Source organism: Bacteroides sp. FSHCM14E1 (genome assembly GCF_019633785.1).
GTDB classification, from domain to species: Bacteria; Bacteroidota; Bacteroidia; order Bacteroidales; family Bacteroidaceae; genus Bacteroides; species Bacteroides hominis.
On the sequence record NZ_JADKYL010000002.1, the window covers coordinates 218,399 to 235,282 of the forward strand.

Genomic DNA, 16,884 nt, shown 5'->3' on the forward strand with positions numbered 1-16,884 from the left:
TTTTAATGGTTATTTCTTTAATAATTCCTGTACTTTCTTCTGGAGTCCGGGTGTCTTTACATTGGGGTTGTTCAACATTGCGATAGCGAAATTATCTGCCATCACCTCTTCCGGATCGATAACGTATCCGGTATTCCGCCCAACCTTATCAAAAAAGTCGGCAGCTTTCTGCAACGGATAAATAACTGTCTTGCCATTTTCCCGAACTGGTTTGAATGCTTTATCCAAAGGAATCAAACCGACATTGATATACTGATAGAACTTACCAACGGTATAGGGCCTGTTGGCATATATAACCATGGTACAATTCTGAGGTTTACCATCGATTGTAAAAGTGGCATAGCTGTCCCAACGGCTGACATCGGGATTGGAAATCCGGTATTCCCGAATATCTTCGGGCAATTCAATCTCTTTTGGCAGAATATTAAATTCAATAGCCTCGTACATTTTCTTTTTGAATCCGGGATTGAAACGTGTCAGGATATGAAAAATTTCATGCACCAACAGACGAGTATGCGACTGCTCGTTTCCCCGCTGAAAAGTAACGTCAGTCAGTGCTATCCAGTTACTGCGAGTATACCCTCCGGCTCCTCCTTCATCTTTCATTGCTGTTTTTACCAATACTATTTCTTTCGGGAAAGGAATCCGGTAACCATACTTACGAATCGTGTCATTCAGGCTTTTTCTGATCCGTTCAATCTGTTGCGCCTCCCGGGGAGTCCATTCACGAACTTCACCAATAGCCAGACTGACAAGATCTTCTCTTTTTCCTTCGGGATTCTCAAGACGGGCTGCAATATCAAACGGAGTCCAGTTACGCGTATAATGATCCTCAACCACTATCAGGCGTTTAGCTTCTTCGGCAGAGGCCAACCTAAAATCGATTGTATCTACATGAGCCGTCACCTCCTGTAATACGGTATTCCCGGGAGACATGGCCCCAACCTTCTCCACAAGTGGGCTTATAACAAACAGCAATAAGCCACCAATCAACATCACCCCTTGCTTAATCATAATCTTATTTTTTTAGTTGATGATAATAGTCTTTCAAAATACGTGCATCTTTATTCTTGTTTGTGAAAACTTCCATTAACACAGGCTGAGTCAATAACTCGGCTTGGGTGAAAACCTTCATTGCTTCGTCCAGCTGATTTTCATCCTGCACTTCCTGGTAAAGGAAGCCACGTTCTTCAGCCCACCCTTTAGCAGACGTCTTGTGTACGGCAGTCACAAAACGATGCGAAGTGCCGGACATTTCCAAGCCGGGCAGAGTATGAAAGATTTCTCCTCCCCCATTATTTAAGAGAAGTATGCGGAGATTACTTCCGAAATGATTATTCCACAACGCATTCATGTCATAGAAAAAACTCAGGTCCCCAATGACCACAAAATTCAACTTTCCGGAGGCAGCGGCATAACCGACTGCTGTCGATAAGGAACCTTCGATACCACTTGTTCCACGGTTACAGCAAACCTCTATTGTATCGGGTAAAGGGTATAGTTGAGCATAGCGTACAACCGAACTATTGGCCAGGTGTAAAGCACATGAAGCAGGCAAAGCCTTTATCAACGCTCCTATGGCAGACATCTCCGAATAGGGCAACTCTGGTTGGGGAAGTTCTTTGCAAAAATTTTCCCATTGCCGAGGATACTCTGGTGTACGGTTGTCCAGCAAGAAAGCTATTTTCTCAAGGAACTCAAACGGGTCCATTTCAATGACCGTCGTGAGTGAACCTTGGAACAGATCAATCACTTCACCATCCGTCGACACATGCCAATGCTCCTTGGGCGGATGTTGACGAAGGAATTTTTTCATCCGCTTGGAGACGATATGTCCTCCATAAGTGATTACCAGTTCGGGCATCATCTTTTCCTGCATTTCCGGAGACATGGCATATAAAGCAGCATCAAAATTCCGGATCGGAATACCGGGAACAGTCTGGTTACCCAAATGTTCGGTAAACCAAGCAAACTGCTTATACAGCATCTTTGAATATTTCTTCTCAAACAGGTAAATCAGATTCATCTGTCCGACAATTATCATGCGCCGGTTGTATTTATTAAGCCGATCAATCAGACCGTCGTAATCGCGATCATAAACATTCAGTCCCTGATAACGTGTTATAACACGCTCTTCGGGAAGAACATCTGCCGTAAACTGGAACAAAGGCTCCGAAACCGGTACATTAATATGCACAGGTCCTTTGCCATGGTGATTCAGTTCAAGTAATGCTTCGTTCAGCAAACGGTTACAATACCATTTGTCTTCGTCGGTATGTATCTCAGGCAAGTTCGCAGACATCTTCACCAACGACTGAAAGACACCCGGTTGCGGTAAAGTCTGCCCATCCATCTGGTTAATCCAGGCTGCGGGACGATCGGCAGAAATAACTACTAAAGGTACTTTCTGATAATAGGCTTCCGCCACGGCAGGATGCAAATTCAGCAGAGCCGTACCGGATGTGCAACAGACTGCCGCAGGTTTTCCGCCATGTAAGGCAAGCCCGATAGCAAAAAAACCGGCACTCCGCTCGTCTGTTACCGAATAACAGGTGAAATCAGGATGTCCGGCAAGTGTGTGTACAATCGGAGCATTCCGGCTTCCGGGGCATAAGACCACTTTCGTCACTCCGTGTGCCCGAAGCAACGCTACCAACTGCAATATGTTTTCCTTATCTGAATACATCGCTCTATTAAGTTATTTATAAAGAGTTCAAGTTCTTCATCGTCTGCATCTTCTTTTCAGTCTCTTGAAATTCATCATCCAATTCGGAAGATGCCAGTAACCCACCTCCGGCATAAAGTGTCAGAGTATCCTCTTTCACATTCATACAGCGTAGGTTGACATACAGGTCTGTCTTCCCCTCCGGTTTGAGCCAGCCGATAAATCCGGAATAATAACTGCGGTCATAGCCTTCATTATCGAGAATAAACCGATAGGCTTCCTCCTTGGGTAATCCGCACACAGCCGGAGTAGGATGCAATAGCTTCAACAAATCCCCCAATTTACGACTATCGTTCAGTGAGAAACGGAAATCGGTTTTCAGATGCGATAAAGCTCCGGCAAAAGCCGGATAAGGTCCCTTCTCCACCGGAGAAATACCTAACGATCGGAGTTGATTACGGATATATGCGGCTACATATTCCTGTTCCTCCCGGTTCTTCTCATCCCAATGCTGAGGAAGTTCACCATTTTGTAAAGACTGGGTTCCGGCCAATGCCACAGTATTCCACTCTCCCTTCTCACCCGATAAAATGATTTCCGGTGTACTGCCCATCCACACTCCCGTTTGCGGAGTATAGCAAAGATAGACATAGGAGTAAATATAACGCCTGCAAGCTTTATAGAAAGCGCTTGCAGGAGAGAACCCCGGTTCTTTCTTCACCGTCACTTTGCGGGACAGCACCAGCTTATCGAAAGTATGTGCCCGTAAAGCCCGGATAAAAATATCAAAACAGGCTGCATAAGCTTCCTTTGCTCTCACAGGCCGTTCGTTTTGTGCAGACAGGCTGCACACCTCTGTGCAGACAGGCTGCACACTCCTGCGCGGGCTGCCTGCACAGGAAGGAATTTCTTGACAGTCCGGTTGAATCAGTATGATAGGACATTGCGGAGTAACCCGGAAAGGAGCGATAACAAAACCTGTCTGTCCGTTTAGTTCTTCCATTTCCCGAACCAAACGTACTTCTCCGTAAGTCTGCATCAGAAAGTGAGGTTCTTCTTCCCCCGGATTGCGATACATCGCAAAACTTCTTCCCTGCCGGATCAACTCATCTATAATTTCACAATTATTTGTTTCTTCTGACGTCATCTCTTCTTTAATATACTATTCACCACCCGAATAGAAGACACCAACTTGTCGGTCGACGTAAATACGTCCACATTCCAGACATGAGATGAACGACCTTTATGGATGATGGTGCCGATAGCCCGCACTGTGTCTCCTTCGTGGGCAGATGACATGTGATTACCGCTGACTTGCATACCAACGACAATCTCGTCAGGCTGGCAAAGAATCATCGACCCCAATCCGGCTACAGTTTCGGCCAATGCCAGAGTAGCCCCTCCATGCAGAATGCCAAAAGGCTGTCGGGTTCGTTCGTCCACCGGCATGGTAGCCTCAACCCGGTCCTCGGACGCATAAGTATATTGAATACCCAGATTCCCCATCAATGCGTGACGGGCACGCTCGTTTAACTGATCAAGTGGAATCTCGGCAGGACGGATCTCTGCAAGAATCGCCTTTTCTACGGCAAGGGCAACTCCGTCTTCTTCGTTCGATGCAGTCACCACATCGGCACAAACTTTCACAGAATCCTGGGCATTCCCCATGGCAATACCCAATCCGGCAAACTGTATCATCGAAACATCGCAGACACCGTCGCCTATCACAATCGTTTCTTCGGGTGTAATATCAAGGTGGGACAACAGTGCTCCCAAAGAGGTAGACTTATCGATACCGCAAGGCAACACTTCAAGAAAATAAGGTTCCGAACGGAATACATCGAGTGCACCGTTCAAACGTTTCTTCCAATGTTCTTCCAAAGCTACCAATGCTTCTTCATCATCACTGACCAACATACATTTGGAAGGAGCAAAATCTACAGCTGCCGAAAATTCGGGTTCCTCAATCAGCTCCATCCCATTGAGACGTGCTTCCCAAAGAATATGTTCATTATTAGCATAATCGGCAATCATCCGATCTTCGGTGTATGTAAAGATAGAAAATCCGTTTTTACGTGCCTTTTTCTCCAAATAGGGCAACATTTCCGGATTAATACGCCGCTCAAGCAATACTTCTCCATTTTTTGCATTAATAACCTGCGCACCGTTATAAGACACGATATATCCGCCATAGTTACCCAATTCCAGTTTTTTAGCCAATGGCAAAATCCCATAGGTAGGCCTGCCCGATGCTAAAACAAGATGTACACCCATCTGCTGCACTTTCAATAAGGTAGCGAGGGTACGTGGAGTAATCTCCTTTTCATCATTAAGCAATGTCCCGTCTACATCAAGGACTAACAATTTATACTTCATGACTTCGAGTTTTTGTTTAGATTACAAAGGTAAAATTTTTAAGGCAACATCGCCCCTTATTTAGGGAAAATTATACCATAAGAATGCGTTAACAAGGTGTTTTTATATTGTCAGAAAGAGAACAAACGGTGGACAAATTGCACTGTTCTGCAACCCGCCCACCGTCTTAATCCAATTTATTTCGTAAAGCGAATCAGAACTCGCTCGTAAAGTGGAACCTAATATTTTTGAAATCCATCTGTGCCATCTGAAGCACATAATTCGAATCGGCCAGAAAGACATCACGCCCTTCGCGGTCTTTGGCCATATACTGATATTTACGCTTTTTGAATGCTTCCAGTTCTTCCAGATCATCACTTTCAATCCAGCATGCTTTGTACAGACTTAATGGCTCCCAGCGACAAGAAGCATTGTATTCGTTCAACAAACGATACTGAATGACCTCAAACTGCAATTGCCCCACTGTACCGATAATCTTGCGGCCATTGAACTGGTTGACAAACAACTGGGCCACACCTTCGTCCATCAACTGGTCGATGCCCTTGGCAAGCTGTTTCTGCTTCATCGGATCGGCATTCTCAATATACTTGAACATCTCCGGTGAAAAACTCGGTAAACCACGGAAATGAAGCTGTTCGCCTTCGGTAAGCGTATCGCCAATTTTAAACGTTCCGTTATCCGGTAAACCGATAATATCTCCCGCCCAAGCCTCATCGATAGTTGTCTTACGCTGTGCCATAAATTGGGTGGGCGAAGAGAAACGCATCGTCTTGCCATGGCGCACATGCAAATAAGGCGCATTTCTTACAAATTTGCCAGAACAAATCTTGCAGAATGCCACACATGAACGATGGTTAGGGTCGATGTTAGCTGTTATCTTGAAAATAAAACCGGTAAATTTAGGTTCTTCGGGAATCACCTCACGTTCTTCAGCATGTACCGGACGGGGAGCGGGAGCAATCTCAACAAAGCAATTGAGCAATTCCTGCACACCAAAGTTATTCAAAGCCGAACCGAAAAATACAGGAGCACACTCTCCCTGCAAATAAGTTTCTACATCAAATTCAGGATACACACCTTCAATCAGCTCCAGATCACCACGTAATTTATCAGCCAGCGTATCACCAATCTGCTTGTTCAATTCCTCGGAATGAATATCCACTTCCACTTTTTCCGTTACCACCTGTTTAGAGGGTTGATAAAGATCGAGTTTCTGTTCGTAAATATTATAAACTCCTTTGAAACGGGCACCCTGTTCGATAGGCCACGACAATGGGCGCACCTGAATCATCAGTTCTTCTTCCAGTTCATCCAGCAGGTCAAACGGATCTTTCCCTTCACGGTCCATCTTGTTGACAAAGATAATCACCGGTGTATTCCGCATCCGGCAAACCTCCATCAACTTACGAGTCTGGGTTTCCACACCCTTCGCGCCATCTACCACAATGATAACGCTATCCACTGCCGTCAGGGTACGGTATGTGTCCTCGGCAAAATCCTGGTGTCCCGGAGTGTCCAGAATATTAATCTTATAGTCCCGGTAATCGAATTCCATCACCGAAGTAGTGACTGAGATACCACGTTGTTTTTCGATCTCCATCCAGTCGGAAGTCGCCGTCTTTTTAATCTTGTTACTTTTTACTGCTCCTGCCACCTGTATCTGTCCGCCAAACAACAACAATTTCTCAGTCAGTGAGGTCTTACCGGCATCCGGGTGTGCAATAATGGCGAAAGTGCGCCTTCTTAATATTTCTGTATTATCTGCCATATTTCAAGAATTGAGGATGAAGAATCACAGATTCTCCACTCTTAATTGATTAATGCAACGTTTCAGGCTTTCTTCCCAATGCGGGATTTCAATGCCAAATGTCTCTTTTATTTTCGTCTTATCGAGTACGGAATAATGCGGACGAGGTGCCTTTGCCGGATAATCAGCAGTATGCAATGGTTTCACCTTACATGAAGTGATTCCCGCTAAACGATGAATGGCTATTGTAAAGTCGTACCAAGAACAAACTCCCTCATCGCTAAAGTGATAGATACCACGGACAATACCTTTATTAAGGGCTGCAAAAATAGCCAGAGCCAAGTCATTGGCATAAGTCGGCGTACCGATCTGATCAAATATAACCCCCAAAGACTCACGCTCACGTCCTAAACGAATCATTGTTTTCACAAAATTGTTGCCATAGATAGAATACAACCATGCCGTACGGATTACCATAGCTTTTTCACAATGGTTCATCACGTTCTGCTCACCGGTCAATTTGGTAGAGCCATAAACTGAGGCCGGACAAGTGGGTTGATCTTCTGTGTAAGGGATATGGGCTGTGCCATCAAACACGTAGTCGGTAGAAACCTGAATCATCGCAGCTCCGTTGGCTTGTGCCGCCCGAGCTAAATATCCTGGTGCGACATTGTTCAGTTTGTCGCAAAATTCAGCATCGTCTTCCGCCTTATCCACCGCTGTATAAGCCGCACAATTCACAATGGCATCAATTTTGTGTTCACTCACATAGGCATAAACAGCTTGTTCATCACAAATATCCAACTCCTGCACATCCGTAAAAAAGTACGTATGCTGCAGGTTTTCTTTGGCAAGCACCTGCATTTCATTGCCAAGTTGCCCGTTGGCTCCGGTGACTAATATATTCATTTCTATCTTTTTTTGAGTTTAATTCACCACGGAGGACACAGAGAACACAGAGAATATCTTTTTCTTAAACATCTTAATAAACAAGAGATTAAAACTCTGTGTCCTCCGTGTACTCTGTGGTGAATCGTATTCATTTCTATTCCAATTTTAACTCTCCTTTTTTGTCCTTGTCGTAATAGTTAGCCAGCATAGACAGGAAACTGCTGATAGCCTCCATCGCCTTTGTAGTCTCCGGGCTGATAGGCTTCTTCTGCAAACGCAATAACATCATCCCATACAAAGCCTCGAAACAGGTTTCAAGTTCCGGTTCTTCCTTTTGACCGTTTTTATTTCGTAACTCTACAATGAAAGGCAGTGCTTTGAAGTAAGACGAACTATAGAAAGGAAACTTAGACGACGCCAGCAAAGCTGCATGCAGTTCGGTCAAGTTAATGATTACATTTCGGTTTATCTGGAGATGTCCTTTCTCACGGACTCCTTCTTCCCGCATCATTGAAGCCAGATTAGAATACCATTCCGTCAACTCACGGCGTTCTTCATCGCCAATCTTGTAACGGGATATAATGTTCTCCTTAATCCGGTCGATATCACAATCATTGGCACGGATCAGATCTTCTACCTGCCACATATATATAAGGTACTCGGCAATATTCTTTTCTTTCAGTTGTTGCGCTATTTTCATCTTCTTTCTTTTCTCCTACATTAATAGATAGATTCCCCCAACAGAGTGAATATCAATCCAAACACAGACACAGCCATCACAATACTTCCGATCACCCGGTTCAGAATCCAGATGCCACGCAAATTGAATCGTGTCCGCACTTTATTGACAAAGAAAGTAATTCCGAACCACCATGCCAATGCTCCGAGAGCTATGGCCAGATAACCGGTTATCTCTTCAAAAACCAACACACCGGGTTGCACAAATGCAAAACGGGCAAACAAACCGATGAAAAGGAAAATTATAAGAGGGTTTGAAAGTGTAACCGCAAAAGCAGTGATGAAATTGTGGAAATAAGAACCTTTATTGGCTGATACCGGACGGATGGATTGTACCGGGTTGCTACGGAATGTATATATACCAAAAACCAATAGCATAATGCTTCCGAGAAGCTGTAGATAAAAAATATTCTTATTGATATAATCGAACACGAAACTCATGCCATATCCCGTTAGAAGGGCATAAGCAATATCACTCAACGAAGCACCCAGACCGGTAACGAATCCGTACCAGCGTCCTTTATTCAAAGTACGCTGAATACAAAGGACACCTACAGGCCCCAGCGGTGCAGAAACCACAATGCCAATCACGAATCCTTTAACAAGTATATCAAGTATAGTCTCTATCTGAATCATTTCGCAAATATCGCATTTTTTTATGATATGCCAGTATCCTGTTAACGTTTTCTATCACAATTTTGCCCTATTAACCGGTATACATCTTCATTCTCACCTACCACCCATACCACATCTCCTTCTTCAAAAGGAATATTTACGTCAGGAGTCATCAAAGCCTCTCCTCCCCGCTCCACACCGGCTATCAGGCAATGGTACTTATCCCGGATACCTGATTCACGCAACGTTTTGCCCAGAAAAGCAGAATCAGTATCAATCAACAATTGTTTCAATGTCATTTCACTTTTCTCAAACACATCCCAATCGATAACAGAAACATGAGACATTTCCTCTGCAAATGTATTTAACTGATCATCAGTACCAATAACCTGTATCTTATCCATCGGGAATAAACGGACAGAACCTCCCGGAATGTTAATCCGACGCTTTCCCCGTAGAATAGAAACAACATGCACTCCATACTTTTTGCCCAAATTCAGCTCAAGCAATGTTTTTCCGGCCCAAGCCGATTCTCCGGGAATTTCAAAATCGGTCAGGTGTAAATCTCTCGACAACAAACGCCCGGCATAAGCCGGCTTTTTCTCCCCCAAGTATTCGGCACGCATATCACGGGAACGGAGATTTTGAAAAAATTTACGTTCTATCAAAATAGATTGTTTCTTCAGCTGCCGTGAAAGAACCATCAGGATTACCAGCAACAAGGCAACTCCGAACATCAATCCGACAGACGCTTTAAAGAGACGGGTAATCACGAACATGACAAACAGAACGGAAACAGCTACACGAAACACAATCGTAGAAACCAAAGGTCCCCGGTTGACACGGTTGTCATTCCACAAAGTCATGAATTCTGCCGAATGGTTTTTCTTCACCATAATGGCCCGCAGGAAAGGAGATATACACAAAATAGTAAAAACAGCTCCCGCCAGTGGTCCCCAGATACCCGGAAGATGTTCACGAAACAAGGGCACCACAAAACGAAATGAAAGGGTAATCACAGAAATACTGACAATGGAGTAAACCACCAGAATCCGTGCCAAGGCAAATAGTAATTTCCGCCAAAGGCTTTCATGATTGACGGTCCGGGAACCGTTAGTATACCGCATCAGGAAACGTCGCCACGACTCGGGCAACTTACGGTCTACAAAATTTGAAGCCGGCTCGGCAACACGGATCATATAAGGAGTCAGAAATGTGGTGATAACAGAAACAGCAACTACGATCGGATATAAAAAATCACTTGTCACATGCAAGGACAAACCGAGAGAAGCGATAATAAAAGCAAACTCCCCTATCTGTGTCAAGCTAAAACCACACTGCATGGCTGTCTTTAAAGGTTGTCCCGCCAGCATAACGCCCATTGTGCCGAAAAAAGCCTGACCCAAGATTACTGCCAATGTAATAGCTATAATTGGAACTGCATATTCAACAATCATTGCAGGATCTACCATCATTCCCACTGATACGAAGAAGATAGCTCCAAACAAATCCTTCACAGGTTTCACCAATCGGTCAATAGATTCGGCCTCAATTGTTTCGGCAAGAATAGACCCCATAATAAAGGCACCGAATGCAGCAGAAAAGCCCGTATTGGCAGCGATAGCCACCATACCGAAACAGAGAGCCAGAGAAACAATCAGCAATGTTTCTTCACTCATCAATTTCCGACAACGTTTCAGAAATTCGGGTATGGCATAAATACCTACCACAAACCAAAGAATAAGGAAAAAAAGTAGTTTACCGATACTACTCAACATCTCTGTTCCTTCAAAATTATTGCTGACAGCCATCGTTGAAAGCATCACCATCAACACAATGGCAAGTATATCTTCAAGAATCAGAATACTGAGCACCAAACCGGTAAATTGTTTCTTCCGCAACCCCAAATCATCAAACGCTTTGTAGATGATGGTAGTAGAAGACATAGCAATCATCCCGCCCAGAAACAGACTGTCCATACGCTGCCAACCAAAGCCCATCCCGACAGCAACCCCCAACAGAATCATACAGAAGATAATGGTACAGGCAGCAATGACAGCCGTACCTCCAACCTTCACTATCTTTTTAAAACTGAATTCCAGTCCAAGGGCAAAAAGCAAAAAGATGACTCCAATATCCGCCCAGGTTTTAATATTGGCTGTATCCATCACCGAAGGCGTATAAGGCATGTGTGGACTGGCAAGAAAACCGGCAACGACATAACCCAGCACAAGTGGTTGCTTCAGTTTCTTGAATAACAAAGTCATAACACCGGCACAAATCAAAATCAGAGCGAGGTCGGCTATTAACGTTGGAAGTTGTGACATTCGAATCGGATTTAAATCGAATGCAAAATTAATGTTTTCTACTAATTAAAAACAGAAAAACAATAAAATCACGTATTATAACCTGCTCATCTCACCTTCTATCTGCCGGGCTTTCGAACTTGCGAGCGAATGTCCCAATTGTGCAGCATGCTCAAAGCACTCTTTTGCTTTGTTAAGAATATAATATCTGGTGTTTTTAATGTTTCGCTTATCCTTCCTGCCTTTCACTTTTGGCAATTCTTCTACAACTGAATGCAGTTCAACACCTAATTTGTACCACATTTCCTGTTGCTTAGCCATCAGTTCCTGACTTTGGGCATCAATCGTTACCTGCTGATTAGCTATTGTGTTTTTCTGATTAGCAATGGTCTGTTGTTGATTCGCAATCTCTTGTTTGAGATTATTTATTTCAATTTCTTTTTGTTCTATAATACTCTTCAGGTTATCCATCGTTGCCAACAGATTCTTACTGCTGTCACTACGCTTCCCCTCGACAGCGGTCAATCGTTTCTTCAAAATCTGGAGTTTCCGGTTAATCTCTTCAGCCTGGCTTAGTTCTCCGACCCCATGTTCTACATTCACACGTAAAGATTGCGTATTCCCGGCTATTTGGTTCAACTCTGTCACTACATTATTGATGATCTTACTTTTCTCTAAGTTATCTTCTATAACAGCAGCTTGCTGTTCATTTAACTCTTTATACTCAGCAATTTGAGCATCATACTTACTTTTAGCAACCATTTCTGTTGACGAGTTACTACAAGATACAAAAGTAAAAAACAGAAATGGAATCGAATAAATCATTTTGAAATTGTCCATGTCGTATGTTCATTTATAGTAAATACAACTTTAATTTTATCCAAATCTTTGTCATAATGAATGATCCCATTACCCAATTCCTCAGAAACAAATATCATTTCATCAGAGTCAAAACCAAGTTTGTACACTTTAGGTGAAGACTTGCCGGTTATCAATAATTGAAACGCACCATTTTTTATTTTTTTTATAATTCCACTGGATACCTGAACTTGTCCGGCAATAGATTTACTAACGGTATAATTCCCCTCAAGCCTATCCGATGTGACCAGTTCGGTTCTTGCCTCATTTAAATCAATCTCTTTTTTATCCGGCATAGGATTAAAAAACAATCCCATCAAAACAGTAATAAAAGCTATAATAAAAATGATAAGCAAATTAGTTATTAACGATGTCCTCCTATCTCTTTTTATTTGTTCAGGAAGTGTATTATTACTTACAACATGATAGATCTTCGCACATTGTCCGGCCAAAGGATAAATGGTTAAAGCAATGCCCATAATTATCAATGGACGCGGAATCAAAAATAAAGCTGCCATCGCCAACGAAACAATAGTCATGGTTTCCCGTTGGGAAACACGAGAAGTGAATAATTCGGAATATGGTTCAGAACTTTCTTCAACTTTGCTGAGATCCGCTTCATGCCCTATAACCAAAGTAGTCTTTTGAGCATCACTCAAATTATGATAAATAGCCTGTTGCTTCTCTGGTTCCAAGAGGCTATATAAAAATATATCTGATACTATATTACGTTTCAAAGCATACATCAACACAAAAAAGAACGCAGCCACAAAAGATGTTTTCAACACATAATCGGCAGCCGCTATCTGAAAATTTTCTATAAAAGGAACTCCGATGGCCTGTAATGCGATCGCATCTTCCATACGTCCGCTGGATAAAATAATAGCCGAAGCCGCTGCTGAAATAGAAAACAACAATCCTAATCCCCAATTGATAATCTTTTGAGACCAAATAAGGCCTATAACATGTTTCTGCAATAAACGCTTCACTACTAAAAACAATGCCCAACGACACAAAAGCATTATCAGACATACAAACATGAAGGTCAGCAGCCAAGATTTAAAAACATAGTACCCCAATGACGTTGTCTTCAGAATAGGAGTTAAAACACATTTTCCATAAAAGTTCTCCGAGGGAGTTCCTATGTATTCCAGGCAAGTAGAAATAGCCGATACGGCAGAATTTATTCGATATTTTTTATACGAAGGTAAAGCATTCAACTCTTGAATGCGAACTGATGTATTTTGTAAAAACAACGGAAGAGTTTCTTCTATACCTTTTTCCCGTATTTGTTTCTGCAAGTTTAAGTAATCGACTCCGGAAGTTGCGCCAGTCATATTACAATAAACCCGATACCGACTCCCCAAACGAATTTGAATCAGCTCCGGATTCCTGGACACAAGTACCAGCATTCCCCTACGTTTAAAATCTTTTGATTCAGATATTGAATCCACAAGAGCATCAAAACATTCGTCAGCATAAGCACCCATTTTAATGGGCTCTATGCTATCTGCCGCAAAAAGAACCGGAACAATTCCAGCAGGATAATCAAAATTCAAGAATTCCTCTTTTACTTTATTACTCAATAAATTACCGGTATCAAATACTTTAGGAGAATATAAACATTGCTCAGTATCATCTGAGCAAGCCGAGAGCAAAAAGAATGCAGAAAGAAATGATAATAACAGATATATTTTTTTCATATATAGAACTTTTATATTAACGTCAATTCCGGTTATTATTCAGTGAACAAAACATCCAATGCAGCTTATCCTGTATAAATCTCGTTTTTCAACTGATATTTGAGCAATAATAATGTCAATTGACTTACTGTAATATCCTCGCATCTCCCCCCAATATTCTTGTACCTATAATAAAGTAATTTGTTATGTAAGTGTAATACCCCTATAAAATTTTATTATCAAATATATCTTTTCTTTCTCTTATTGAATTCTTATTTAACGGATCCAATAGCGTTAGCCGTACAGTTAACATTATTTCAATAAGAGCAATTCTTCATTTAGTATCTTTTAGTGTAACAGCAAATATAGCGCATAGATTTATCATTTCAAATACTTAACAGAAAAAATATTTCAAAATTTATCAATCACGTATTATTCGCTTCACTATTTGCCACCATAAAACGATATTAAATACATTTTTGTCACTGAAAACAGTGATACATCTATCACTATTTAATTACATTATTATTTCATAGAGAGTAAAAACTTCACTTCTTGATCAATATAATCATTCTTTTCATTGTGATATAAAAGTGAATCAAAAATACAAATATATATTAATTCAAAGAAATCAATAAACGCAGAATATGGAATATAATGCAAATACGAGAGTTTATATGGATGTAAATAGTGATTATTTAGAGATAAAAATATTTCGTAAACAGAGAAGAAAAGAGCGGATGCATATTATAAAGAAAGCAGATCATTTAAAATCTGTCCGATACATATCCGCAATCAATGGTGTCCGGTATCTTACTTGCCCTAAAACAACTTCACACAATAATAACATGAAGTCATTTTAAGACGAGTCGGAATCAGGTTTCTTCCGCAAAAATACCGATATGTCCCGGCAACGCGATGCGTATGCACTGATTATCTTTTTTGTAAGGACACACTCATAAGTTGGAACGGACCATGTATATCTTATGCGAGCCCTGTCCCCGATAATCAATACCTGTTTCAGGTTGTTTGGTCCAGCGTTTCAACTCCCGTGCAGCCTTGTCACGCAACAACCCCGTCAAGCGACAATAATCCGCCACTTTCATAAAATGATTCACAGCCAGATAGTCTTGTGCCATCTTGAGCCGTTCCTGCTCTGAGTAGAATTGCGAAGAGTGCCTGAACTTCCATTCCGAACGCTCCAGCATACAGTGGTCTCCTGTTTCAATGATCAGTTGTTTGTCAGCACGAAAATTGATATTCTTTACACAGATGCTCATGGCATTACGTTTTTTACCACCTTTCTCACCACTCTCACGCTCAGCTCCGTCACGTAACCCCAGTGAAGGAGTAAAGATACCCAGTCCGTCGATTTTCACTGAATGTCCCTGCCCCATTTCATAGGCAATGGCCTGCGCCAAAGCCTTCGTCAGTCCGATGATATTCCCCGGGGTAAAAGAACTTGCATAATTAATGTGTGAAGCAATGTAATTTAAGTCTACTTGCCCGGACAGTTTCATGCGCGGGAAAAGAATTTTCTTGTCTTCCTCATTGGGAAGAGTCAGTTCTTGCATTTGATATTCAGCCATAGCTTGCAATGTTTTTAAAAGGTGAATAGAGAAAACCGATAAAGAGTGGGCTTGTCGGAAGTAAAGGTAAAAACTTGCCAAGTATGCCGGACAAAGTCGCTCCGGCTACTTCAGTAAATGGCCTCCCTTAGGCGATAAGTTCATCTTGCGTCGCAAGATGTGCATCTTAGCAGCTAAGATTTGCATCTTGGCCGCTAAGATATACATCTTGCCTGCTAAGATACACTCAATTTGCCTTATAAACAAACTTTAAGTACTACTTTCCTACATTTATCAGCTGCACTTTTGCATTTTCTTTTTTTATCCTTTATTCCTTTTTTTGTAACTGCTTGGTGTCTCGCCTATCTGCTTATAGAATACTTTAGAGAAATGGTATTGATCATAAAAGCCAAGTTGTTCTGCTATTTCTTTTATTTTCAAGTCTGAAAAGTCAAGTAACTGACAGGCCTTTTGTATTTTCAATTGATTGAAGTAATTTAAAGGAGTGTATCCGGACTTCTTTAAAAACACTTGTCCGAAATGCGAAGATGAGTAGTTGACACTGCCGGCTATATCATCCAGCGAGAGTTTCTTTTCGATATTCTTTCTCATATAACTGATCGCTTCCTGAGTGACATCTCCTTGTTTGGCCCGATTAATTTCTCTAAACTGTGAAACAAACTTGAAGGAAGCTATAAAATGCCATAGACACAGTGTAGTGTATTCCAGGTTTTCAATACTATATCCCATTTCCAGATTCTGGTAAATTTCTTCGAACAACTGCATCCGATCTTTAATACGTGCGTTGGGAGATTCATCTATTTTATGCAGTTTGTTGTAGAATGAATTAAACAAATGACTTTTTTCTCCGGTGAAATGCAACCAATATATACTCCATGGACTGTTTTCTGAAGCGGCGTAAATGTGTGGCAAGCCCGCTTCGATAATGAAGAATTGGTCTTTGCATACTTTCTGTCTTTGACCGTGAATGCTATACCAGCCCTCTCCCTCAGTGCAATATATAAGAATGTGCTGTTGCGAACCATATCTTCTGGCTCGATAGTGTCCGGTGGCATGTGGATAATACCCGATATCCGTTACATACAACAAATTAGTCAGCTCGTTGCCGACCAATATTTTTTTTATAGCTTCAGGAAGAACAATCGCTCTTTGATTGGTAAATCCTTCTTTTTTGCGTTCCATAGTTACACTCTTTTTGCAAATATACATCTTTATTATAAAACGAGATATTTTTCGACTCTTTTTATTGAATTAATCTAAAAACACTGGTTATTAGGGTATTTCTAAAGATAATCAATGATATAATCACTTAAAATTAGAGATTTTATACATCATAACAGTCCTTTCTTACATTTTCAAGGTTATATTTTCTTAGCTATTTTGCAATGTTGAAAGATCAGCTATTTGTAATATTTAA

At 41.6% G+C, this 16,884-nt stretch carries 13 protein-coding genes; all 13 read right to left on the reverse strand.

Annotated features, from left to right (window positions below; translation table 11 throughout):
* Positions 1–9: 9 nt before the first annotated feature.
* The 13 genes from ISX59_RS03960 to ISX59_RS04020 all read right to left on the reverse strand — a co-directional run bounded on the left by ISX59_RS03960 (position 10) and on the right by ISX59_RS04020 (position 16,649).
* A complete protein-coding gene (locus ISX59_RS03960; RefSeq protein ID WP_005809696.1) occupies positions 10–1,014 on the reverse strand; it encodes a hypothetical protein in 1,005 nt (334 codons plus the stop codon).
* 4 nt (positions 1,015–1,018) lie between these two features.
* On the reverse strand, positions 1,019–2,686 hold the full coding sequence (menD, locus tag ISX59_RS03965) for a 2-succinyl-5-enolpyruvyl-6-hydroxy-3-cyclohexene-1-carboxylic-acid synthase (protein ID WP_005776024.1): 1,668 nt from the start codon (positions 2,684–2,686) through the stop codon (positions 1,019–1,021).
* A gap of 16 nt (positions 2,687–2,702) precedes the next feature.
* Positions 2,703–3,812: an isochorismate synthase gene (locus tag ISX59_RS03970; RefSeq protein WP_032540687.1), complete on the reverse strand. Its 1,110-nt coding sequence runs from the start codon at positions 3,810–3,812 to the stop codon at positions 2,703–2,705.
* Positions 3,809–5,041, reverse strand: coding sequence for a Cof-type HAD-IIB family hydrolase (locus tag ISX59_RS03975; protein WP_005818905.1), 1,233 nt, complete (start codon positions 5,039–5,041; stop codon positions 3,809–3,811). Before ISX59_RS03975 ends, ISX59_RS03970 begins: the two co-directional genes overlap by 4 nt.
* A gap of 193 nt (positions 5,042–5,234) precedes the next feature.
* Positions 5,235–6,809 carry a peptide chain release factor 3 gene (locus ISX59_RS03980; RefSeq protein WP_005809698.1) on the reverse strand — a complete coding sequence of 525 codons (1,575 nt, stop codon included), beginning with the start codon at positions 6,807–6,809 and terminating at the stop codon, positions 5,235–5,237.
* A 24-nt stretch (positions 6,810–6,833) separates the two neighbouring features.
* Entirely contained in the window at positions 6,834–7,697 is an 864-nt protein-coding gene (gene rfbD, locus ISX59_RS03985; protein WP_005818903.1) for a dTDP-4-dehydrorhamnose reductase, read from the reverse strand.
* Between the two features lie 136 nt (positions 7,698–7,833).
* Positions 7,834–8,379 (reverse strand): DUF4924 family protein, encoded by a 546-nt coding sequence (locus ISX59_RS03990; protein ID WP_005809700.1) that lies wholly within the window; start codon positions 8,377–8,379, stop codon positions 7,834–7,836.
* Between the two features lie 20 nt (positions 8,380–8,399).
* The gene (locus tag ISX59_RS03995) at positions 8,400–9,053 is read right to left on the reverse strand and encodes a LysE family translocator (protein ID WP_005776017.1); all 654 of its coding nucleotides are present in this window, start codon (positions 9,051–9,053) and stop codon (positions 8,400–8,402) included.
* Between the two features lie 41 nt (positions 9,054–9,094).
* The gene (locus ISX59_RS04000) at positions 9,095–11,359 is read right to left on the reverse strand and encodes a cation:proton antiporter (protein WP_005809701.1); all 2,265 of its coding nucleotides are present in this window, start codon (positions 11,357–11,359) and stop codon (positions 9,095–9,097) included.
* 75 nt (positions 11,360–11,434) lie between these two features.
* Positions 11,435–12,178 carry a hypothetical protein gene (locus tag ISX59_RS04005; protein WP_005809702.1) on the reverse strand — a complete coding sequence of 248 codons (744 nt, stop codon included), beginning with the start codon at positions 12,176–12,178 and terminating at the stop codon, positions 11,435–11,437.
* On the reverse strand, positions 12,160–13,899 hold the full coding sequence (locus ISX59_RS04010) for a hypothetical protein (protein ID WP_165016057.1): 1,740 nt from the start codon (positions 13,897–13,899) through the stop codon (positions 12,160–12,162). Before ISX59_RS04010 ends, ISX59_RS04005 begins: the two co-directional genes overlap by 19 nt.
* 935 nt (positions 13,900–14,834) lie before the next feature.
* Positions 14,835–15,467, reverse strand: a complete 633-nt coding sequence (locus ISX59_RS04015) for an HU family DNA-binding protein (protein ID WP_005818897.1) — start codon at positions 15,465–15,467, stop codon at positions 14,835–14,837.
* A gap of 300 nt (positions 15,468–15,767) precedes the next feature.
* A complete protein-coding gene (locus ISX59_RS04020; RefSeq protein ID WP_005775995.1) occupies positions 15,768–16,649 on the reverse strand; it encodes an AraC family transcriptional regulator in 882 nt (293 codons plus the stop codon).
* Between the last annotated feature and the right edge of the window lie 235 nt (positions 16,650–16,884).

Excerpts from the sequence above, each read along its gene's own strand:
- ISX59_RS04005 (WP_005809702.1), bottom strand. The coding sequence starts at position 12,178 with ATGGACAATTTCAAAATGATTTATTCGATTCCATTTCTGTTTTTTACT.
- ISX59_RS03990 (WP_005809700.1), bottom strand. The coding sequence starts at position 8,379 with ATGAAAATAGCGCAACAACTGAAAGAAAAGAATATTGCCGAGTACCTT.
- menD (WP_005776024.1), bottom strand. The coding sequence starts at position 2,686 with ATGTATTCAGATAAGGAAAACATATTGCAGTTGGTAGCGTTGCTTCGG.
- ISX59_RS03980 (WP_005809698.1), bottom strand. The coding sequence starts at position 6,809 with ATGGCAGATAATACAGAAATATTAAGAAGGCGCACTTTCGCCATTATT.
- ISX59_RS04000 (WP_005809701.1), bottom strand. The coding sequence starts at position 11,359 with ATGTCACAACTTCCAACGTTAATAGCCGACCTCGCTCTGATTTTGATT.
- rfbD (WP_005818903.1), bottom strand. The coding sequence starts at position 7,697 with ATGAATATATTAGTCACCGGAGCCAACGGGCAACTTGGCAATGAAATG.
- ISX59_RS03975 (WP_005818905.1), bottom strand. The coding sequence starts at position 5,041 with ATGAAGTATAAATTGTTAGTCCTTGATGTAGACGGGACATTGCTTAAT.
- ISX59_RS04010 (WP_165016057.1), bottom strand. The coding sequence starts at position 13,899 with ATGAAAAAAATATATCTGTTATTATCATTTCTTTCTGCATTCTTTTTG.
- ISX59_RS04020 (WP_005775995.1), bottom strand. The coding sequence starts at position 16,649 with ATGGAACGCAAAAAAGAAGGATTTACCAATCAAAGAGCGATTGTTCTT.
- ISX59_RS03970 (WP_032540687.1), bottom strand. The coding sequence starts at position 3,812 with ATGACGTCAGAAGAAACAAATAATTGTGAAATTATAGATGAGTTGATC.
- ISX59_RS03995 (WP_005776017.1), bottom strand. The coding sequence starts at position 9,053 with ATGATTCAGATAGAGACTATACTTGATATACTTGTTAAAGGATTCGTG.
- ISX59_RS03960 (WP_005809696.1), bottom strand. The coding sequence starts at position 1,014 with ATGATTAAGCAAGGGGTGATGTTGATTGGTGGCTTATTGCTGTTTGTT.
- ISX59_RS04015 (WP_005818897.1), bottom strand. The coding sequence starts at position 15,467 with ATGGCTGAATATCAAATGCAAGAACTGACTCTTCCCAATGAGGAAGAC.